This window comes from Ruegeria sp. H9, assembly GCF_056532915.1.
Genome location: NZ_JBQFNX010000001.1, coordinates 915132 through 934349, shown reverse-complemented (window position 1 = coordinate 934349; position 19218 = coordinate 915132). Strand labels below are relative to the sequence as shown.

Annotated in this window: 20 protein-coding genes; 10 read left to right on the top strand and 10 right to left on the bottom strand. The window is 55.4% G+C overall.

Annotated features, from left to right (window positions below; all coding sequences use genetic code 11):
* The first annotated feature begins 8 nt into the window (after nucleotides 1-8).
* Together ACR0CZ_RS04355 and ACR0CZ_RS04350 are read left to right on the top strand one after the other, a co-directional pair.
* On the top strand, nucleotides 9-1046 hold the full coding sequence (locus ACR0CZ_RS04355; RefSeq protein ID WP_170392825.1) for a glutathione S-transferase C-terminal domain-containing protein: 1038 nt from the start codon (nucleotides 9-11) through the stop codon (nucleotides 1044-1046).
* 370 nt (nucleotides 1047-1416) lie between these two features.
* Nucleotides 1417-2784 carry a dipeptidase gene (locus tag ACR0CZ_RS04350; RefSeq protein ID WP_170392826.1) on the top strand — a complete coding sequence of 456 codons (1368 nt, stop codon included), beginning with the start codon at nucleotides 1417-1419 and terminating at the stop codon, nucleotides 2782-2784.
* A gap of 20 nt (nucleotides 2785-2804) precedes the next feature.
* Here the strand turns inward: ACR0CZ_RS04350 and ACR0CZ_RS04345 are convergent, their stop codons facing one another.
* Complete coding sequence (locus ACR0CZ_RS04345) at nucleotides 2805-3632, bottom strand: LysR family transcriptional regulator (RefSeq protein ID WP_480537057.1); 828 nt, start codon at nucleotides 3630-3632, stop codon at nucleotides 2805-2807.
* An 82-nt stretch (nucleotides 3633-3714) separates the two neighbouring features.
* On the opposite strand from ACR0CZ_RS04345, the gene ACR0CZ_RS04340 reads away from it, so the two are divergent.
* Nucleotides 3715-4701, top strand: coding sequence for an aldo/keto reductase (locus tag ACR0CZ_RS04340; protein WP_170392828.1), 987 nt, complete (start codon nucleotides 3715-3717; stop codon nucleotides 4699-4701).
* A gap of 99 nt (nucleotides 4702-4800) precedes the next feature.
* Here the strand turns inward: ACR0CZ_RS04340 and ACR0CZ_RS04335 are convergent, their stop codons facing one another.
* On the bottom strand, nucleotides 4801-5373 hold the full coding sequence (locus tag ACR0CZ_RS04335; RefSeq protein WP_170392829.1) for a TetR/AcrR family transcriptional regulator: 573 nt from the start codon (nucleotides 5371-5373) through the stop codon (nucleotides 4801-4803).
* A gap of 78 nt (nucleotides 5374-5451) precedes the next feature.
* Between ACR0CZ_RS04335 and ACR0CZ_RS04330 the strand changes: the two genes are divergently transcribed.
* The 4 genes from ACR0CZ_RS04330 to ACR0CZ_RS04315 are packed head-to-tail and all read left to right on the top strand — an operon-like array spanning nucleotide 5452 to nucleotide 7963.
* The gene (locus ACR0CZ_RS04330; protein WP_170392830.1) at nucleotides 5452-6333 is read left to right on the top strand and encodes an oxidoreductase; all 882 of its coding nucleotides are present in this window, start codon (nucleotides 5452-5454) and stop codon (nucleotides 6331-6333) included.
* A gap of 21 nt (nucleotides 6334-6354) precedes the next feature.
* Nucleotides 6355-6798, top strand: coding sequence for a hypothetical protein (locus tag ACR0CZ_RS04325; protein WP_170392831.1), 444 nt, complete (start codon nucleotides 6355-6357; stop codon nucleotides 6796-6798).
* Nucleotides 6799-6819: 21 nt separating this feature from the next.
* On the top strand, nucleotides 6820-7299 hold the full coding sequence (locus ACR0CZ_RS04320) for an SRPBCC domain-containing protein (protein WP_170392832.1): 480 nt from the start codon (nucleotides 6820-6822) through the stop codon (nucleotides 7297-7299).
* On the top strand, nucleotides 7283-7963 hold the full coding sequence (locus tag ACR0CZ_RS04315) for an NAD-dependent epimerase/dehydratase family protein (RefSeq protein WP_480503694.1): 681 nt from the start codon (nucleotides 7283-7285) through the stop codon (nucleotides 7961-7963). Before ACR0CZ_RS04320 ends, ACR0CZ_RS04315 begins: the two co-directional genes overlap by 17 nt.
* A gap of 115 nt (nucleotides 7964-8078) precedes the next feature.
* Here ACR0CZ_RS04315 and ACR0CZ_RS04310 read toward each other — a convergent pair whose 3' ends face one another.
* The 6 genes from ACR0CZ_RS04310 to ACR0CZ_RS04285 all read right to left on the bottom strand — a co-directional run bounded on the left by ACR0CZ_RS04310 (nucleotide 8079) and on the right by ACR0CZ_RS04285 (nucleotide 12916).
* Nucleotides 8079-9224: an ABC transporter permease gene (locus tag ACR0CZ_RS04310; RefSeq protein ID WP_170392834.1), complete on the bottom strand. Its 1146-nt coding sequence runs from the start codon at nucleotides 9222-9224 to the stop codon at nucleotides 8079-8081.
* Nucleotides 9221-10147: an ABC transporter ATP-binding protein gene (locus tag ACR0CZ_RS04305; protein WP_170392835.1), complete on the bottom strand. Its 927-nt coding sequence runs from the start codon at nucleotides 10145-10147 to the stop codon at nucleotides 9221-9223. The genes ACR0CZ_RS04310 and ACR0CZ_RS04305 overlap by 4 nt, the downstream gene beginning before the upstream one ends.
* Entirely contained in the window at nucleotides 10144-11103 is a 960-nt protein-coding gene (locus tag ACR0CZ_RS04300) for an HlyD family secretion protein (RefSeq protein WP_480503697.1), read from the bottom strand. Before ACR0CZ_RS04300 ends, ACR0CZ_RS04305 begins: the two co-directional genes overlap by 4 nt.
* 113 nt (nucleotides 11104-11216) lie before the next feature.
* On the bottom strand, nucleotides 11217-12107 hold the full coding sequence (locus ACR0CZ_RS04295; RefSeq protein ID WP_170392836.1) for a haloalkane dehalogenase: 891 nt from the start codon (nucleotides 12105-12107) through the stop codon (nucleotides 11217-11219).
* Nucleotides 12104-12529, bottom strand: a complete 426-nt coding sequence (locus ACR0CZ_RS04290; protein WP_170392837.1) for a GFA family protein — start codon at nucleotides 12527-12529, stop codon at nucleotides 12104-12106. The genes ACR0CZ_RS04295 and ACR0CZ_RS04290 overlap by 4 nt, the downstream gene beginning before the upstream one ends.
* Nucleotides 12530-12538: 9 nt before the next feature.
* Nucleotides 12539-12916 carry a hypothetical protein gene (locus ACR0CZ_RS04285; protein WP_170392838.1) on the bottom strand — a complete coding sequence of 126 codons (378 nt, stop codon included), beginning with the start codon at nucleotides 12914-12916 and terminating at the stop codon, nucleotides 12539-12541.
* A gap of 118 nt (nucleotides 12917-13034) precedes the next feature.
* On the opposite strand from ACR0CZ_RS04285, the gene ACR0CZ_RS04280 reads away from it, so the two are divergent.
* Complete coding sequence (locus ACR0CZ_RS04280; RefSeq protein WP_170392839.1) at nucleotides 13035-13628, top strand: TetR family transcriptional regulator C-terminal domain-containing protein; 594 nt, start codon at nucleotides 13035-13037, stop codon at nucleotides 13626-13628.
* 259 nt (nucleotides 13629-13887) lie between these two features.
* Here ACR0CZ_RS04280 and ACR0CZ_RS04275 read toward each other — a convergent pair whose 3' ends face one another.
* Complete coding sequence (locus ACR0CZ_RS04275) at nucleotides 13888-14766, bottom strand: hypothetical protein (RefSeq protein ID WP_170392840.1); 879 nt, start codon at nucleotides 14764-14766, stop codon at nucleotides 13888-13890.
* Between the two features lie 107 nt (nucleotides 14767-14873).
* Nucleotides 14874-15854 (bottom strand): alpha/beta hydrolase, encoded by a 981-nt coding sequence (locus ACR0CZ_RS04270; protein WP_170465199.1) that lies wholly within the window; start codon nucleotides 15852-15854, stop codon nucleotides 14874-14876.
* Between the two features lie 189 nt (nucleotides 15855-16043).
* Here ACR0CZ_RS04270 and ACR0CZ_RS04265 point away from each other — a divergent pair, with 189 nt between their 5' ends.
* Nucleotides 16044-16976 (top strand): LysR family transcriptional regulator, encoded by a 933-nt coding sequence (locus ACR0CZ_RS04265; protein WP_480544522.1) that lies wholly within the window; start codon nucleotides 16044-16046, stop codon nucleotides 16974-16976.
* A 482-nt stretch (nucleotides 16977-17458) separates the two neighbouring features.
* On the top strand, nucleotides 17459-19198 hold the full coding sequence (locus ACR0CZ_RS04260) for an ABC transporter substrate-binding protein (protein WP_170392843.1): 1740 nt from the start codon (nucleotides 17459-17461) through the stop codon (nucleotides 19196-19198).
* Nucleotides 19199-19218: the final 20 nt, after the last annotated feature.

Here is a 19218-nt window from a genome sequence, read left to right as displayed (position 1 = left end):
CTGACGTCATGACCGACACATCTACTGAAGAAGACCAGACTGCCATCACTGAGCGCCGCGCACGGGGTGAATTTGTGCGCGGCGTCAGCGGCTTTCGCCACTCCGTTGGCGATCCGGATTTTCCTGCAGAACCCAACCGATATCACCTGTTTGTGGCGCTGAATTGCCCGTGGTGTCATCGCGTGACCTTGGCGCGCAGTGTTCTGGGGTTGCAGGACGGCGTCACGATGGATGTGGCATTTCCCAACCGCACTGGCAAAGACGATCCAGAAGGACCGAACCTGTGGGAGTTCGCACCCAACCGCATTGCTTCGCTCACAAGCGAGACCTTGCCAGAGTGCACCGGAGAGACCGGAACTGGCAGAGGACTGCGCCTTGCCAAAGATATTTACCGTGCCGAAGGCTCCGAAGAACAATCCCTGCCGATCCTTTATGATAAGAAATCAGGCCAAATCGTGAGCAACGAAAGCGCCGAAATTATCCGCATGTTGGATGCCTCTGCAGAGTCCCTTGGCGGCACCATCCCAGCAAAGAGGCGCGTGAGGCTTTACCCGGACGACGAAGCACTGCGCCAACACATCCATAACTTGAATGACTTGATCTACACTGCGATCAACAACGGCGCCTACAAGGCCGGATTTTCGTCCGATCAAACGATCTATACGGCAGCATTTGACGCCTATTTCGAGGCACTTGAACAATTGGAGCAGCTCCTTTCTGATGGCAGGCCTTTTTTAACCGGCATTCACTTCACAGAGGCCGATCTGCGCCTGTTCCCTACGCTTTATCGCCATGATCCCGTCTACTATGTGCGGATGAAGCTTAACGGAGCGCGGATATTGGACTACCCATACTTATGGCGTTGGCTATGCCGTGTGTATGCACTGCCTGGCGTTGCAAACTCCGGATCCCTTGTGCATTGCCGCCAGGGATATTTCGGGCGCAGTTGGAATGGCGTTGTTCCCCGAGGGCCATCTAAACCAATGTCTTACCCTGAGGCCTATCTACGCCCTGATCTCGCAGTGCTGAAGGCATCGTCAGTTTAGTTTTTCATAATCTCGACCTTGAAACTGACATTGCTGCAAATGCAGCAGACTTGTTTTGCAAACGCAGACGAAGCGCGACCGTCTTCAAATGTTACTATTTTAGGGTCAGGATGCCTTGATTTTCGCTTGCTGTATGGTTCACGGCTCCTAAAGCGGTGCGGTGACATAAGAGACCTCTATCAGCTAACCGACGAGTAGATGGCGAAGCTCGCCCCCTTCTCCACTAAGTCGCACGGCAAGCCTCGGGTTGATATCAAACGGGTGTTGAGCAAGAGCGCTGGCTATGATCCTGACCCCAATTTATCTTCCGCAGGCTTGCGGGCTACGGCCAGTTTCGTAAGTTGAGCGCCAGCATCAGAGAGGGTATGGAATGAGCTGGACCGAATATCTCGACACACACCAATCGCGCTTTGTTGAAGAGCTGTGCGACTTCATTCGTATTCCATCGGTATCAGCCAAACCCGAAAACGCGGGCGATGTTCGAAAGGCCGGGCAGTGGGTGGTTGATCGGTTGGTTATGGCGGGAATGGAAAACGTTCAGATGATGGAGACAGCAGGTCATCCGGTGGTCTGTGCCGATTGGCTGCATGCCGGGCCGGATGCGCCTACAATCCTGATCTATGGCCATTTTGACGTGCAACCAGCCGAACCATTTGAGCTCTGGTCCTCGCCTCCGTTCGAGCCGACGATCCGCGGCGATCGGATTTACGGGCGTGGGGCGACCGACGACAAGGGTGCAATGTTAATACCGATCCTCGCGGCTGAGGCATTGCTGGCGAAGACTGGGAAGCTGCCTGTGAACGTGCGGTTTTTCTTTGAGGGCCAAGAAGAGATCGGATCGCCCGACCTTCCGCCCTTTATCGAGGCGAATCTCGACCGACTTCAGGCCGATATGATCTTTTCAGCCGATGGAAGTCAGTGGGATACCGAGACGCCGCAACTGGTTCTGGGTCTGAAAGGGCTCACCTCACTTGAGATCTCGGTTCAGAGCGCGAAATCCGATCTGCATTCTGGCATGCATGGCGGCGGCGTCGCAAATCCCGCGATGGCGCTTGCCCAGTTGCTGGCCAGTATGAAATCGACCAATGGTCGGATCACGGTGAATGGCTTCTACGACGATGTCATCGAGCTGACCGATGAAGATCGCACGGCAATTGCGCGGGTGCCTTGGGATGAAGCGGCCTATCTTGCCCAGACTGGAGCACCAGAGACCTTGGGCGAGCCAGGATATTCCACACGTGAAAATCTGTGGGCACGTCCGACGCTTGAGGTCAATGGGCTGACCAGCGGTTGGCAAGGGGAAGGCACAAAGACCGTTTTGCCCGCGGTTGCTTCGGCTAAGATCACGTGTCGCTTGGTCGCCAATCAGAGTCCTGAAAAGATCTTTGATCTGATCTCCGCCCATGTCGAGGCCGAATGCCCGCCGGGTGTCACCGCTCAGGTATCGCGCAACCCTGGGCGCGCGGACCCATTTCTTGTACCTGCTGGCCACAACGCAACTGCCATCGCGGGTCAGGTTCTCGAAGAGGTTTACGGCAAACCCGCTTATAAAACCCGCGTTGGTGGCTCGATCCCTGTGATGTCGACCTTACTGGACGAACTGGGTTTGCACGCTGTCATGTTTGCCTTTGGACATGAGGATGAAAACCAACATGCACCGGACGAGTTTTTCCGTCTGCCAACCTTCAGACGCGGCCAAACAGCTTACGCGCGGTTGATGGAACTGTTGGGCGAATAGTGCTAACAGCCAACATCGGTTCAACCGTTTTCACAAGCTTCCGACATCACTGCATGAGCGCGATCTATGACATGCCGCACCTCAGCAAGAAACCGATCTTCATGATGCGTGACGAGCCATTGATCATGTTCCAGATCGTCAATCAAAGGTGACACTGGTATCAGGCCCGGCTGCGTGTTTCCAATGAAAGTTGGCAGAACCGCTCGGGCAAGACCTGCATTTGCAAGCTCAAGCGCATTTTGTGGCGCCGTAACTTCGATGGCGTCGTCCTCTTGCGAATGCTCTCTCACCCATCTGGCCGAGGGTGTTTTGGACATCACGCGAACCCAGGTCGAAATGCTTTCATCCGCAGCATAGACTCCAAACCGAACTCGCCCGATCTTGCGACCGGCCAAGCCTATCTCTTCTGGCCGGTGATTTCGAATACCAATCGCGGCTTCCCTGTGCCCGATGTTCAGTAGGTCTTCTGACGAGATGAAACGCAGCCGAACTGACATTGATCCCGTAAGTCTTCCGACAGCGCTGATCAAAATCCTTGTCACCCAGGTCCCGGCCGAAATTTTGACCAACGGTGGTGAGGTGGCAAGGCCGCTTTCCGTGACAGGTAGGACACGCGCTTCGATGCTTTCGACTTTTTTCAACAGCGCATGTCCGTCCTCAGTCAGATCGTACCCACGCGGTTTACGGTGAAACAACTCAGTTCCCAGATTGCGTTCCAACTCGATCATGCGCCGACCCAGTGTGGGTGCGCTCTTGCCGGTCTGTTCAGCTGCTGGCCCAAGCCCGCCCGCTCTGGCAACCGCAAGAAAAAGCCGCAGGTTGTCCCAGTCAAAGTAACTTTCATACATGAAATGAAACTTACATTTTTGTATTGTTGATGAAAAGACTGTGATGGCGTTTCTTCTGAAGGATCAGTCAGGAGACTCACACATGAACTTTCTCGAAACCGAAATCTCACCCCTTGGCATGGGGTGCTGGCCGATTGGCGGCAAAATGTATTGTGGCGAGCAGTCGTTGGGTTACACCCGATCGGACGACGGTGTCTCCATTCGTACAATCCACGCCGCATTGGATGGTGGAATCACACTTTTTGACACCGCTGCCGCCTATGGCGCGGGGCATTCGGAACGTTTGTTAGGCAAAGCGCTCAAGCATCGACCCGACACCCTGATTGTCACAAAGATTGGGGTTGGGATCGATGAAGCGAGCAGGCAGATTTCATTTGACCCCTTCACCCCAGCTCAGGTTGGCCCTGCCCTAGATGGGTGTCTGTCGCGGCTGGAACGGGATCGGATTGATCTCTTGCTGTTGCATGTGAACGATATGCCAATAGACCAGGCCGAGGCCGTGTTTGACGAACTGGACCGTTTAAAAGAGGCGGGGAAGTTGCGCGCCTATGGTTGGAGCACTGACTATTCCCAAAACGCCAGGGCGGCCTCGTCCAGGGATGGTTTCAAGGCGGTCGAATACGTGATGAACGTCTTTTTCGATGCGCCTCGCATGCAACAGGTTGTCCAAGAGGAAGGACTGTTGTCCCTTATCCGCTCACCACTTGCGATGGGGCTGCTTTCAGGGAAGTACCATCAGAATACCGTTATCGCATCGGATGATGTGCGCGCATCCGGCGAAAGCTGGATGGAGTACTATACGGATGGCAGGGCAAATCCAGATTTCATGCGACAACTCGATTCGGTTCGCGATTTACTGACCACAAATGGCCGAACGCTTGTGCAGGGGGCTCTCGGGTGGATTTGGGGCCAATCTGAAACATACATTCCGATTCCAGGCGCTCGGACAGAAGAACAAATTGAGGGTATTTCAGCGGCATTGACCTTCGGTGCCTTGCCGGTTGCAGCAATAAACGAAATAGAAAGCTTGATTGCGCGTAACCCCCACGCCCCAGACCGCCCTAGGTAGCTTTCAGAACTGTATCGATACTGTGCGCTTGCCGCCAATGTCGGCAACGCGGGCTGCCAACGCAGCATTTCAATTTTCTGTTCAAGGTCTGCTATGGGCCTAGCCCGTCTGAACGCTGCTGGTGACTTTCAACGCCGACATTCGCAAAGCGGACAGCAATCCGATCAAGTGTTTCTTGTTCTTTGCGCTGTACTTGGCCGCTGTTGAAGTGCGCTGGATAAAATCCGCGTACTGATCAACAGTCAGGTCACAGCTTTCAATCGCACTCGAATACGGCTCCAGGACACGCGCGATGATCTCGGTGTTTCGCTTTGCGCCGGCCTCCAGCTCATTCTGACTTGTCGAAGTTACGCCAGCGATGATGTCCTCGGCATTGGGCGAAGACTGCAAGAAATCATAGTGCTCAATGACGGCATATTTGAAGACGATATCAAGTTGTGCTCCAAGTCCGTCAGCTTTTTTAAGACCGGCCTCGATATCCAGAACGACTCTGTCTGCCAGCGACCGGATCGTAGCCTGCAGCACCTCATCCTTGTTTGCGAATGCTTTGTATAGTGTTTGCCGCGAGATGCCCGCTTCATGGGCGATGTCGTTCATGCCCGTTCGCTTCACGCCGTAGCGAAGAAAAAGCTGCTTCGCGGCTTCGAGGATATAGTCGTAGCGATCTTCCATGATTTACATATTGACAAATGAGCACTTAGTGTCAACATTGACAATCACTCACAATATGTCAATTTGTCAGGATGCTAGATGTCTAAACAATCTGGAAAAGTCGCGATCGTCACCGGTGCAAACAATGGAATCGGGTTTGAAACGACAGTCGGTATGGCCGAAGCAGGTTTTCACGTCGTCATGGCGTGCCGCAGCCTTGAAAAGGCCGCAGCCGCCAAAGCAAACGTTCTCGCGCGGATTCCTTCCGCATCAATCGACATCCTCGTACTGGACTTAAGTGATTTGACTTCGGTTCGCGCGTTCGCTGAGGCTTTCCGCGCCCGGTACTCCAAGCTGGATGTGCTGATAAACAACGCGGGTATTCTGCTTTACTCAGCTCAAACAAATGCTGATGGTGTCGAGTTGCAATTCGCAATCAACCACCTGGGACATTTTCTGCTGACCGCACTGCTGATCGACATGTTCCTGGACGACCCCGCATCGCGGATCGTCTCGCTTTCCAGTATCGCCCACAAGAACGCGAACATTCACTTTGACGATCTTACATGCGACCGGGACGGTGGTGTCGCTTACGGTCAATCAAAGCTCGCCTGCCTTCTGTTCGGCGACGAACTGGACCGTCAACTCAAGGCTTCGGGCAAGTTGCTGAAGTCGCTAACTGTGCATCCGGGCGGGTCGGATTCCGGTCTGTTCAACGATTTGGACGAAGAAACGCGCGCTAACATGAAGGCACAAGTCGAACAACTTCTGCACTCCAATGAAGACGCTGCGAGGCCATCTCTGTTCGCCGCTTTGTCTGATCAGGTCAAAGGCGGCGAGTACTACGGCCCTACAGGCCCCGAAGAAATGAGTGGCAAGACCGGGATCGCGATCCGCAATCCAATTTGCGAAGACTACGGTTTGACCGAACGTTTGTGGCGTCTCTCGGAAGAGATGACCGACCAGACATTCACGATCTGAGGGACGGGGATGAACAGGTTCATGCAGCGACTCTCGCGGGGGTTCGAGTATCTGATCGTGCTCGCCTCAGCTATCATGTTGGGCTGGGGACTTCTCGGGTTTCTTGAATACTTCACCGGGCTGGCGCCGCTTATGCCTTTGCAAAACGCGACCTTTCCGCCGGGCATGCAAACTCTCCATTGGATTTTGATCACCGCTTCGGGTGCCACTTATCTGGCCGGATACGTCCTGCGCTGGAGCGTCACTCCGATTGCCATGCTGGTCATGTTCACCGCGCTTGCCACGATGTGTGCTGTGCAATCCTTAGACATGTTGGAAAATCCGGATCGCTACCGGAACTTCGCCCAGGAATGTATCAATTACATCATCATCTCGATCTACCTTTTTCGATCCAAGCGCATGCGGGATCGTTTTGGGCAGATCACAATTCAGGGCGGGGATCGCGTATCACCACAGAACGCCTGAGACCTCAAAGGAAGGATTGTCATGGAAACCGGATCATCGGAAAAAGTGAGCCTCTCACATTACAAAATCCACACCGATATTGTGATCGATGCGCCGCCGGACGTGGTCTGGTCGGCGTTGACCGACACGCCAAACTACAAGGACTGGGCGGCGTTCCTTGTGGGCATCCACGGAGAGATCAAGGATGGATCGACAATCACCGTCGACTTTCAGCTTGATTCATCAAAGGAGAAACTGACCACCTTGGATCATACCATCTCGGTCGTGCAGGGGACGGAGTTTTTCTGGGCTGAGAAGGGGCCGGGTGGCATTCGCGATAACCACCACTTTTGTGTTGAGCCGTTGGAGGGTGGCAAAACTCGCTTCTTACAATCCGATGAAATCATGGGGGGCATCACTTTCCTGATGGGCGGACGATTGGCAAAGATGTATGTGGAAGGTTACCAAGCTTTCAATCGCGGCTTGAAAGCCGAGGCAGAGCGCCGTGCCCAATCCACCTGACAAGACAACACGACCACTTGGACGCGTCCTGCTGACCGGTGCGACGGGGATGGTAGGTACCTCGGTACTTGCGGCATTGCTGAACGAAAAAACTGCGCGCGAAATCGTGTCGCTTGGGCGCAGCCCATGCAATATGAATCAACCAAAGCTGACCGATGTGAGGTTTGCAGCATTCGGCGACACCCAAGCCATCGAAACTTATCTTGATGGCATCGACACCGTCTTCCATTGCCTTGCCACTTATTCCGCGCGCGTCAGTCGAACAGAATACGAGGAAATCACAGTCGATTGGATGCGCGCTTTGCTGGTGGCTTGCGAGAGGTCTGCGCCCGGTGTGACGTTCTGCTTGTTTTCCGCTCAAGGCGCTGGGTCTGTTGGCGGCGGCATGTCCTTTGCTTTGAAGATTAAGGGCGAAGCGGAGAGCAAGCTATTTGCATCTGACCTCGAAAGGAAATTCGCCTTTCGTCCAGGCTATATTGCGCCGTCGGGGCCGAGGAACACGTGGAAGAAGGGTGATTATCTTCTCAAACCGCTCCAAAGGCTGATGCCGCCCATCGGTGTAACTTCCGATGAATTGGCTCATGCCATGCTTCAAACTGCGATGCACGATCCTCGTCGTACTGCTGCTCTTGAAAACGGTGAGATGCGTACGTTGCTCGGATGAGGCTGCGGTTGCGCCTCGAGTTGTTTAGTTTTCAACAGAGGTCTTTCAATTCCCGATTCTGGGAAGCCTCAATGCAGCATTCAATTCCCGCACGGACGGCAGCTCTGGGCCGCCTTCAACCCAACCGTTTCTTGAACCTTAGAGTGGCCGCCAACAATCCGAATGCCGCAAATCCAATCATCCAGAGAATTCCCCAGCGCAACTCGTATAGCGACGCGCCACGCAGGACCACGCCGCGGATCATGTCCATAAAATGAGTGGCGGGCAGAACCTGAGCAATCATCTGGACTGGTTGCGGCATGCCGTCGAAGGGGAACATAAAGCCCGACATCAGGATCGATGGCAGCAGAACAAAGATAGTCATCTGCATTGATTGCAATTGGTTCTGCGCAAGCGTGGAAATCACCAGCCCAAGCGACAGGCTGGCGATGATGAACAACAAGGTCACCACAAGCAAAATGCCCAATCCGCCGTTTATCGGGACATCGAAAAGGACATGCCCGAGGCCGAGGATGATTGCGACCTGTATCAGGCCCAGAAAGATATAGGGGATGATCTTCCCGATCATCAGTTCGATCGATTTGATCGGGGTGTTGATCAGCATCTCCATATTGCCCCGTTCGCGTTCGCGGACGATGGCGGCTGAAGTGAACAGGATCATCGTCATGGTCAGGATCACGCCGACAAGACCTGGCACGATATTGACTGCTGATCGCTGTTCAGGGTTGAAGTAAAGCGTCACCTCGAAGGTAGGCACCTGCCGGTTTGGTGGTTGTTTCAGCAGTTCTGTCAAAGGCATCGTGCGCAGGGATTTGATTGCGCTGGCCACCATCGTGTCCGAGCCATCGACGATCCAATGGGCAACCGGTCGGCTACTGGTCTTGTCCGTTGCGTTGGGCAGGCCCAGCCCGACAGACGGGCTTCGGGCAAGGCGTTGGCTGACGTCTGATGGGATGATAAGCGCGGCGCGCACGCGGGATTCAGTGATCGCGCGCTCGGCTTCTTGCGGGGTTGTTAGATGTTCGGTGATGGTCACGACCTGCGTGGCCTGAACGATCTGCGCCAATGTTCGGGACAACTCTGTTCCGGACTGGTCCACCAGTGCGACAGGCACATGGCGCAGGTTGGTGTTGATCGCATAGCCAAACAGCAGCAGTTGGATCAGGGGGATCATGATCACCATGGCAAAGGTCATCCGATCCCGCCGCAGTTGTAACAGTTCTTTCTTCAGTACAGCAGCGATGCGGCGTGGCGAGATCACTGTTTTGGCCCCCGTGTGGCGCTGACGAACACGTCTTCCAGATTTGGTCGCTGCAGGGTCAGGGACAGGTCGGGAAACGCAGCAAGTTGGCCGCGCAACATGTCCACCGGCTGAGGTTCGGATTTATCCACCAGCACACGCAGCCGCGATCCGACTTGCGCGGTCGACAAGATCATGGGCTGGACGTCCAACGCGTGTTTGACCTTGCGCAGGTCCGGGCCTTCAACTTCGACAACATCGGCCTGCAGATCATCCATCAACTCACGCGGAGAGCCGTCCGCCTTCTTCACCCCGTGCTGCAAGATCGCCAAGCGGTGGCAGCGTTCGGCCTCGTCCATGAAATGGGTCGAGACGATCATCGTCGCGCCCTGATCGACCAGATCGAACAGCTGTTCCCAGAAAGTGCGTCGGGTTTCGGGGTCAACGGCCGAGGTCGGTTCATCCAGAAACAACAGTTTTGGTCGGTGCATGACGGTCGCTGCAAGGGCGAGTTTTTGTCTTTGCCCGCCGCTCATGCTGCCGCTGAGCTGATCAATGTTGGTTGTCAGGTCATAGGTGTGCAGCAGTTCTTCAATCCGGTCCTTGGCCGACTTCACTGGAATGCCATAAATTTCTGCCGCGAACCGAAGGTTCTCCAGCACTGTCAGGTCGCGGTAATACGAGAAGATCTGGGTCATGTACCCGATCTCATTTTTTAACGGCTCAGCCGCTTCGGGCATTGATCGGCCCAAAACCGAAATTGCCCCGCTGCTGGGGGTCAGTAGGCCGGTCAGCATGCGCATGGTAGTTGTCTTGCCGCAGCCGTTGGGGCCGAGAAACCCGTATATCTGGCCCGTTCGGATTTCGAGGTCCAGATTGTTGACTGCGGTGTTTTCCCCAAACCGACGGGTCAGACCCTGCGTCGAGACGACGATATCACTCATGGCATGGGGACCTGCACTGGCACTCCGGCGGGCAGGTCGGGTGTTGCAGTGGGCAAGTCAATCTCGGCCAAATAGACAAGGCGCGTGCGGTCGTCCTTGTTCAATCCGTAATAGGGGGTGAAGGACGCGTCGTCGCTGATCCAGCGGATCACGCCGTCCAGCGGATCGGCCAGCCCGTCAATGCGTACTTCCAGCGTGTCGCCGGGTTTCAGATTGACGCGATGCGGCTCGGGCACATAGACGCGCGCGTAAGGCGTCTGGCCCGTGACCATCACGGCAACCGGGCTGCCGGATGTTACCCGCTCGCCCAAATTCCACGGCAGAGAATCCAGCACGCCGTCGCGGGTGGCCGTAACCGTCAAGTCGTCCAGAACTGTTTGCTCGGCGGAAACCAACGCTTCGGCGGCCCGTACGTTGGCTTCGGCAACCGCCAGGTCTTCGGGTCTGGTGCCGTTCTGCAACTCTTTAAGCGATTCCTGAGCGCTGGCCAGTTCAGCTCGCGCGGAATCGCGCAGGGCCAGATCATTTGCTACCTGCGCTTCGGTCACGACCGAGTTTTCGACCAGTCTGGCGTTTCGGTCATAGATGGCTTCGGCATCGGCAAGGCGTGCAACAGCGCCCGCGACTTTGGCCTCGGCTATCGCAATCTCCTCCTCTCGCGGCCCCACCTGCAGCTTCAGAAGCGTGGCCTGCGCCTTTTCCAGTTCAGCCTGCGCCAGTGCCAGTTTTGAGCTTTGCAATGTTGGATCAAGCTGAACCAGCGTGTCGCCTGCCTTGACCACGGCACCTTCGGCAATAGGCAAATCGACGACGATTTCGCTGGCTGTCGCGGTCAAGGCCACCCGGTCGCGCGCCAATACGCCCAAAGCGACGCTGGTATCAGACCCTGAGCACCGGTCCAGAAAGGCGGGCAGTACAGCCGCTAGAATCAAAGGGATGGGGGTCGTCAGATTCAACAGGGTTTCCCTCCGGTGTTTGGCCTTTGAACGTATTGGGTGATAGTTAAAGCATAAAATCAGGAAATCTGATTTATGTATACGGCTCAGCCGCTACACGTGGCAGCACGGGGTCATGCGGGCAATCGCGCCAACCACTCCTCCAGCTTTTCTCCGATCAGATGGGGGTTATCTTCCTGTAGGAAATGAATGCCTTTGCCGATATCCACCGCTTCGAGGTTCTGGATGGTCTGATGGCACCAGGCGACCTCTTTTGTCCCGATGGTGCCTCCGGGCGTGGCGTGGAACATCAGCATCGGGGTTTGCGTTTCTCCCAACCAACGGCTGTAGGCGCTGACGATCTCATGAACGTCAGAAGGCGTGCCATCGATCGGAATCTCGCAAGGCCACACACGAACCGGCTTGCGACTTCGTGCTGTGGGAAAGGGCGCACGGTACTGCGACATTTCTTGCGGTGCCAGATCACGTACTATGGCGCTTGGCAGGATTTTCTCGACGAACATATTCAGGCCCGAGATCATCATCCATCCCAGACCCGGCGTCCGCATCAAGCGAAACCCGGTGCGGAAATCGGGCGGGAATCCCGCCCAACTCATCGGGCGGACCACGCCCTCCATGAACACCATGCCGCGGATGTTCTCGGGATGTCGGTGCGCATAGTGAAACCCCAATGCCGAGCCCCAGTCATGAATGACGAGCGTTACGTCCTCTAACCCCAGCGCCTCGATGAATCCGTCAACGTAGGGAACGTGGTCGACAAAGCGGTAGGGAATATCCGGCTTATCCGATTTGCCCATACCGATCAGATCCATCGCGATAGCGCGGCCCTGCCCGGCGGCATAGGGAATGATGTTGCGCCACAGATAAGACGAGGTGGGATTGCCGTGCAGAAACAGAACCGGCGAGCCGTCGCCTTCCTCGACATAGTGAATGCGCTGCCCATTCACCTCGACATATTTCGAGTCAAACGGGAAGTCGGCTGAGATCTCTTGTTCGGTACTCATTGAGCCACTCTTTCTGCATTGCAAGTCTCTTCGATCAGGCCCAGCGCCTCACCATACCACGCAGGTCGGGACGACCAGCCAACGATCGCGTTGACGGGTTGGGACGGCGGGCAGGACAAGCTGCCAACGGGGACAATCAGAATCTTGCCGTTTTGAGTCTCGAATGGCAGCGTCGTCCCGCAGTTCCGGCAGAACACCCGGCGTACTTGGGAATTGGGCACGTCGAAGGTGGTCAGCATGTTTTTGCCTTCCAGCCATTCGATCTGATCGGGCGTGGTGAACGCATTCGCAACATGGGCCGAGCCCGAGGCCTTCTGGCAGAAGCTGCAATAGCAGAGTTTGAAGGCGGCCATGTTTTCCCGCACCCGATAGCGCACCGAGCCACAGATACATTGGCCGTCGATCGTGTTTGGGTGACTCATCTGAACACCTCAGCCGCGATAGGCGAAATAGGAGCGGACAGAGGCCGTAAAAGTCAGGCCCAAGCTGATGATCGCGATGATAAAGCCGATGACCGCCGTTGCCGGGATCGAGACCAGAAAATCAACGGCAATCGCTGCGCGGATACCGACCAGGCTGCGCCTGAGGATGGATGCGATGATGCAGGCAAAAGTCACCATATATCCCAGCATCGTATAGAGCATCAGGTTGGCGGCTTGGGGGCCTGCCAGTTCTCCGACCTGCAGCCCGTAGAATTTGAACGCGGCGAAGAAGCCAAGGGCCAGCAGGATTTTCAGCGCGTTCAGAATGAAGATGGCGCGCAGTGTTACGGGCTTTGAGGCCCCGGTTGTCGGGTCGATGGCGGTCATGTCAGGTCTCCGTTTGACGTGGGGCCACGCGGCATTTGCAGCCGCGCGCCCGCAATGCTATCCAAGTGGATAGGAATTTATTACTATCCATGCGGATAGAAAAAGCAAGGAGAAATCTGTGGCGCGCAAACGCAAGACGGATCACGACAGTGCTGTGGCAGGCGCTTTGGACCTGTTTTGGCGGCGGGGATACCATGGTGCCAGCACGCGGGAACTGGAGCAGGAGACCGGGCTAACTCGGTTCACACTGCAAACCACCTATGGCGGAAAAGAGAAGTTCTTCCTAAAGACACTTGATACTTATCTGGACAATGCCGAGGCTCGGCACTTCCCCGACCCCGACACCTATTCGCTGAATGACCTCAGCGATTGGTTCCAGGGTATCGCCTCGGCAGAACGTATGCCGAAGATCGAGGATGCGGGGTGCCTTGCCTTCAATTCGATCAGTTCGTTTCACCGCACTGACCCCGAGGTGAATGCCCGAATCGAGAGATACCTCACCGCCTTGGAAAGAAGGTTTGCTGCGATCCTCAGCCGCGCCAAAATTGAAGGGACCGTGCACATCGATGTTGACCCGGATGAGGCGGCAAAGCTGCTGATCGGCCTGTTGCTGGGACTTCATACGATCATGAAAGCCCGGACATCCGACCAGTTCCCAAGGAGCTATGCAGACGCGGCGGTTGGGTTGATCAATGGGTGGAGAAATTTGTAAGCGATGAAATATGCAGGCGTGATCGGCTGCCATAATCTGACATCAAAAGACTAACACTCGAACGAACGTGATATCTAAAGCACGCAATGGGAAACAATTAACGTGACCACCTGCAGCGTGAGCATTACGCGTCTGTAGCGAATGTCTGGAATTGCGCTGCCATTGCAGCATGTCCAGTGGCCGCTTTGGACCGCTAGTTAGCTCCCCGACCATATGCTACTGCGGAAGCCAGGCGCCATGAAAACCGGAGTGCGTGCGTCTATTGGTCGAGACTTTTCACCGTCTGAGACGGCAACTCCGCATAGGATGCGTCATAGAAATAGCTCAGCCAAATCGACCACCCATCGAAGAGTATATCGGAAATCCCACGCGAATGAGACCCGACGCTCAGTGGATCTACGGACCCATCAGTTTCAACGCGCAAGAGCCTCGCATTCGGGTATTTCTCGTGGCCTCGGTAACCCCCGACAACAACTGTGCCGTGCACGACTTCAACGGATTCCAAGCTACCAAAGCCGGTTGAAACAGCTACCGCAGTATCTCCGTTGCCTGAATGCGGAACCCAATACAAAGCGCTGTCCCAGGCGTCGTCGCTACCCCAGGACACAGCGTAAATACCTGTCTCTGCGATTGCAAAGCGGGCGAGACCACTGATGCGCAAATCGCCGAGGTGAGGTTGAATTTGTCCGGTTTGGGCTGCGACCGATAGGAATGCGCCGCGCCCAAAATCACTCACAAGAAGGGTGTCGTCGTCGAGGGCTTCGATATCGTAGAGAAAAACACCATCGTCATCGAGAGCCTGACGCCAGTTTACCGTGCCATCCGAAGCGGTAGAAATGACCTCATTGCCATCCACAATGACAATCTGGTTGCCGGAACGCACCATTCCTGTTGGGTTACGAAGACCTTGCCCATCTGAGAGTTTGATTTCTTCGGACACGCCATCAGGAGTGAGCTTGTAGAGCCCGCCGTTAGTGGCGTCTGAGCTGAACTCTTCATCTGGCCCACCCGGTCCAATCGATACGGCATAGACATCATTTCCCATCGGCAAAACGGCTTCGGTAAAGGGCGGCAGCTCCTGTTCGGCGACAACAGGGAAGGCCGTGGTGCAAGTGACCAATAACGAAAGAACTTTCATCTCAAATAATTCTCCGGTGTATCTATGCTTTGATGTTGCCGCCCGTTTTTCCGGCAATGATTGTTCCGGGGCGGCGTCAATGAACCGAGCGGTTTGCATCAAAGGGTTCAATTGGAGGCAAGAAAGTGCGGAGCCAGAGCATTGACGGCGGCATCAATGATCAACGGGTCTTCGTAAAACTGAAGCTGGTTGGCGCCGTCGATCCAATACAGCGTCTTCTTTTCTGACGCGATTTCTTCAAAAATGCGGCGGGGAATGACCTGACCGCTTGCAGCTCTGTCGCCATGGATCATCAATACAAGCAGGTTTAGTTGAGGGGCTGTTTCGTCGATCCGCCAGCCCCAAATGCCAGCTTCGCTCATCGCGGTGATGCGGTTTTCCCAACCCCCTTTGAAAGTCAGCCAAGGGGCCCTGTTATCCCATGGTAGGTACCAGTCTGCGATGGCAGTTGCGGTCAGAAGGGCATCCTCAGAGCCGACGATCGGGATGTAGCTTGCTTCCCCCGTTTTTTCGAATTCGGTGGCTGCTTTGGCCGCGCGATCTATGCGTGCTTCAACCTCGGCATCACTGCCAAGGTACATTCTGGCAGTTTCCTCAGTTAGATAGTGGCCCGCGACAACCCCGAGAGAGGCCACGCGACCGTCTGTCACCGCTGTTTCAATCGCCCAGTTGACGCCCTGACAAATCCCGAGAAGATGAAGCCGGTTTGCGTCGATGCCTTCTTGGTTTGCGAGAAAACCAAGGGCGGCTTGGCAGTCTTCAACCTTGGCTTCACCAGACTCGTAGCGTCGGGGTGTGCCCGAGCTTTCTCCGTGATAGCGTGGATCGAATATCAGAACGGCCAGCCCGCGCGATGCCAGGCGGGTTGCATATTGCACCGGTGACTGTTCCTTGACGAATGCAACAGGGCCGATGATCACAGCTGCCGGGTGAAGTCCTTCCGAAGCAGGTCTCAACAACTTTCCAACAAGGGTTTCCCCAGAGCTGTCAAAGGACACTGTTTCAACATCATAAGAGCCAAATGCCGATTGATCTAGGTCACCGGATGCCTCCGCTGTGCGAGCGCGGGAGGTGAAAGCTCCGCTCATGGATGTTGCAATCGCGATTGAGTTGAACATGCGTCGTGTAATCACAGCTGCTGCCCTTTCGTATACAGTTTGATGGTCTCGACAACCAAACGATCTTGGATCGAGCGCCCCGATCTGGGGGGCGCCCGGTTAAGCTTCACTTGTCAGTTAACTCGCGACGGGCATAATTGGGATGACGCAAATAGCATGATGAGCATGCAAAAAATGAATGACATTTTAACTTCTCTGGATGTTAGGACTCTACGGTTCCTGCAGCTCCTGCTTCGCACAAGCAGCGTGACACGCACGGCAATACATCTGGGGATCAGCCAGCCCGCCGCCAGTCGAATCCTCGCCCGGGTACGCGACCTTATTGGAGATCCGGTGCTGATCCGAACGCAGTCCGGATACCAATTAACGGATCATGCTCTGGGCCTGAATGATCCCGTCGATGCTGCATTGTCGGCGATTGCGGATGTATTCAGGCCATCCACTTTTGATCCGGCACAGTCCAACCAATGCTATCGCATCGCCTCGACAGATTACGGCGTCGCGGCTGTCCTGGGACCCATGATGGAGGTCTTTGCCGTTACCGCACCAGCAATAAGGTTCGATGTCTCGCCACTGGTGCCGCAAAGCTTTACCGATTTGGAAAAAGGAGCAATTGATCTGCTGCTATACGCGGATTTGGATGCCAGGAACGATTTGCTTGTTCAGAAGCTATTTGATGAAACCTACAAAATCCTGTTCCGACAAGGCCATCCGCTTGAAGAACATGCGTCATCAAAACGGGCACTTACTCCGCAAGACGTTTCGGCTTACCGGTTAATCGAGTTCAGTTTTCCGGGCACTTCGGGTCTGAAACCCGATACGATCATGAGGGAAAAGGGAGATGGTTCGAATGCTGTGTTCCAGCAGCCTTACTTCACCACATTACCTTTTTTGGTAGGACAGACGGATGCAGTTGCAGCTGTCCCCAAGCGGCTGGCAAAGCAAGTCCAGAAATTGACCTCTCTTTGTTCAGCTCCGTTTCGGCCGAGTTGTGGCTTCCCTTATTTTCTTGTCCGCCACGAGCGCAGCCGCTTCAATCCAGCGATCAATTGGCTAAGGGAACAAGCATTGGAGATCGCCAAGTCCGACTGATCAGATGTTCGAGCTGGGATGATAGTTTGCACGTGAGATCTTCGAAGTACACAAAGGCCATCCAAATCAGCACCCGCCCTTGGGTCCTGACGAAACCACAATCCATAGATGGCAGGTCTGTTGGGTTAAGCTGCAACATCGTCCGTTAAAGTTACATCTCCGCTCAGAGCCGTTCCCCAGACCATCGTCTACTTTCCAGCTTCGCGATTGCAGCGAACGACAGCTTTGACGGTCAGCACCGCGAGAAGGTGACCAGGGTCGAACGGAAGGAATGGGCCGTTTGCAGCGCACGTATTTGATGCTAATTGGCGTGATCCATGAAGTTCACCCTCCAACGTAAACGGTAATAATCGATATAAAACAATGCGTTGATCTACTTCTTCCTTTCTACTAAAAAATTAGTTTGACAGCAGCGCCGAATATCATTGATGCTGTTTGCCATCCGGTCTGCACCGGATCACATAATCTTTGGGAGGAGACAGATGCGGAGACATCTACTTTCCGCCGTGGCGGCAGCGGCCGTCATTGCGGGGCATGGTCCTGCTTGGGCCGACGAAGCCGCAGCACAACGTTGGATCGACGACGAATTCCAGCCATCGACCTTGTCGAAGGATGAACAGTTGTCCGAAATGAAGTGGTTCATCGAAGCTGCACAACCGTACTCGGGCATGGAAATCAATGTCCTGTCCGAGGGTATCCCGACGCATTCCTATGAATCCGAGGTTCTGACCAAGGCGTTCGAGGAAATAACCGGGATCAAGGTCAATCATCAGATTCTCGGCGAAGGCGAAGTGGTTCAGGCCGTACAGACTCAACTACAAACCGGACGGAATCTGTATGATGGCTATGTCAACGACAGCGACCTGATCGGGACACATTCGCGCCTGCAGTTGGCCTATCCGCTGACCGATATGATGGAAGGTGATTGGGCGGCGACAACCTCGCCAACGCTGGATCTGGATGACTTCATGGGCATTCAGTTCACCACCGGCCCTGATGGCAAGCTTTATCAATTGCCTGACCAGCAGTTTGCGAACCTATATTGGTTCCGCAAGGACTGGTTCGATGACGAAGCCAACAAGGCCGCGTTCAAAGAGAAATACGGCTATGATCTAGGCGTTCCGGTCAATTGGTCGGCCTACGAAGACATCGCCGAGTTTTTCACCAATGACGTGAAAGAAGTCGATGGCACCACGATCTATGGCCACATGGATTATGGTAAGCGCGCGCCTGACCTCGGCTGGCGCATGACTGACGCCTGGCTGTCGATGGCCGGCGCCGGTGACGTGGGTGAACCGAACGGCGTTCCCGTCGACGAATGGGGCATCCGCATGGAAGCGGGCACTTGTAACCCTGTTGGCGCATCCGTTTCGCGTGGTGGTGCTGCGAACGGCCCAGCTGCGGTCTATGCGATCCGCAAGTGGGATGAATGGCTGCGGGCTTATGCGCCTCCGGGTGCGGCGTCTTACGACTTCTACCAGTCGCTGCCGGCGCTCAGCCAGGGCAACGTGGCTCAGCAGATCTTCTGGTACACCGCCTTCACCGCAGACATGGTTAAGCCGAAGTCCGAGGGCAACAACACCGTGGATGACGAAGGCACGCCGCTGTGGCGGATGGCGCCCAGTCCGCACGGCCCCTATTGGGAAGAAGGCCAGAAGGTTGGTTATCAGGACGTGGGGTCGTGGACCTTCCTGAAGTCGACGCCTGCGGATCGTGCTCAGGCGGCTTGGCTCTATGCCCAATTCGTGACGTCCAAGACTGTCGACGTGAAGAAATCCCATGTGGGCCTAACCTTCATCCGCGACAGCTCGGTCAACCACGAGTCGTTCACCGAGCGCGCACCCAAGCTGGGTGGTCTGGTCGAGTTCTACCGCTCACCCGACCGTGTGGCATGGTCACCGACCGGCATCAACGTGCCGGACTATCCGAAGCTGGCCCAGATCTGGTGGCAGCAGATCGGTGACGTGAACTCGGGCGCCTTCACCCCGCAAGAGGCGATGGACCGTCTGGCAGAAGAGATGGACATCACTATGGCCCGGATGCAGGCCGCTGACGAAAGCGCCGGTGTCTACGGTGGCTGTGGCCCGCGTCTGAACGAGCCGCAGGATGCCGCCTTCTGGTTGGAAAAGCCGGGCTCGCCCAAGGCCAAGCTTGAGAACGAAAAGCCGCAGGGCCAGACCGTCAACTATGACGAACTGGTTCAGCGCTGGCAGTCTCAGTAAGCAAACGAAACCGGGGGTGC

Excerpts from the sequence above, each read along its gene's own strand:
- ACR0CZ_RS04265 (WP_480544522.1), top strand. The coding sequence starts at position 16,044 with ATGAGCATGCAAAAAATGAATGACATTTTAACTTCTCTGGATGTTAGG.
- ACR0CZ_RS04325 (WP_170392831.1), top strand. The coding sequence starts at position 6,355 with ATGCAGCGACTCTCGCGGGGGTTCGAGTATCTGATCGTGCTCGCCTCA.
- ACR0CZ_RS04335 (WP_170392829.1), bottom strand. The coding sequence starts at position 5,373 with ATGGAAGATCGCTACGACTATATCCTCGAAGCCGCGAAGCAGCTTTTT.
- ACR0CZ_RS04285 (WP_170392838.1), bottom strand. The coding sequence starts at position 12,916 with ATGACCGCCATCGACCCGACAACCGGGGCCTCAAAGCCCGTAACACTG.
- ACR0CZ_RS04290 (WP_170392837.1), bottom strand. The coding sequence starts at position 12,529 with ATGAGTCACCCAAACACGATCGACGGCCAATGTATCTGTGGCTCGGTG.
- ACR0CZ_RS04260 (WP_170392843.1), top strand. The coding sequence starts at position 17,459 with ATGCGGAGACATCTACTTTCCGCCGTGGCGGCAGCGGCCGTCATTGCG.
- ACR0CZ_RS04270 (WP_170465199.1), bottom strand. The coding sequence starts at position 15,854 with ATGAGCGGAGCTTTCACCTCCCGCGCTCGCACAGCGGAGGCATCCGGT.
- ACR0CZ_RS04340 (WP_170392828.1), top strand. The coding sequence starts at position 3,715 with ATGAACTTTCTCGAAACCGAAATCTCACCCCTTGGCATGGGGTGCTGG.
- ACR0CZ_RS04320 (WP_170392832.1), top strand. The coding sequence starts at position 6,820 with ATGGAAACCGGATCATCGGAAAAAGTGAGCCTCTCACATTACAAAATC.
- ACR0CZ_RS04305 (WP_170392835.1), bottom strand. The coding sequence starts at position 10,147 with ATGAGTGATATCGTCGTCTCGACGCAGGGTCTGACCCGTCGGTTTGGG.
- ACR0CZ_RS04355 (WP_170392825.1), top strand. The coding sequence starts at position 9 with ATGACCGACACATCTACTGAAGAAGACCAGACTGCCATCACTGAGCGC.
- ACR0CZ_RS04345 (WP_480537057.1), bottom strand. The coding sequence starts at position 3,632 with ATGTATGAAAGTTACTTTGACTGGGACAACCTGCGGCTTTTTCTTGCG.
- ACR0CZ_RS04275 (WP_170392840.1), bottom strand. The coding sequence starts at position 14,766 with ATGAAAGTTCTTTCGTTATTGGTCACTTGCACCACGGCCTTCCCTGTT.
- ACR0CZ_RS04295 (WP_170392836.1), bottom strand. The coding sequence starts at position 12,107 with ATGAGTACCGAACAAGAGATCTCAGCCGACTTCCCGTTTGACTCGAAA.
- ACR0CZ_RS04350 (WP_170392826.1), top strand. The coding sequence starts at position 1,417 with ATGAGCTGGACCGAATATCTCGACACACACCAATCGCGCTTTGTTGAA.
- ACR0CZ_RS04330 (WP_170392830.1), top strand. The coding sequence starts at position 5,452 with ATGTCTAAACAATCTGGAAAAGTCGCGATCGTCACCGGTGCAAACAAT.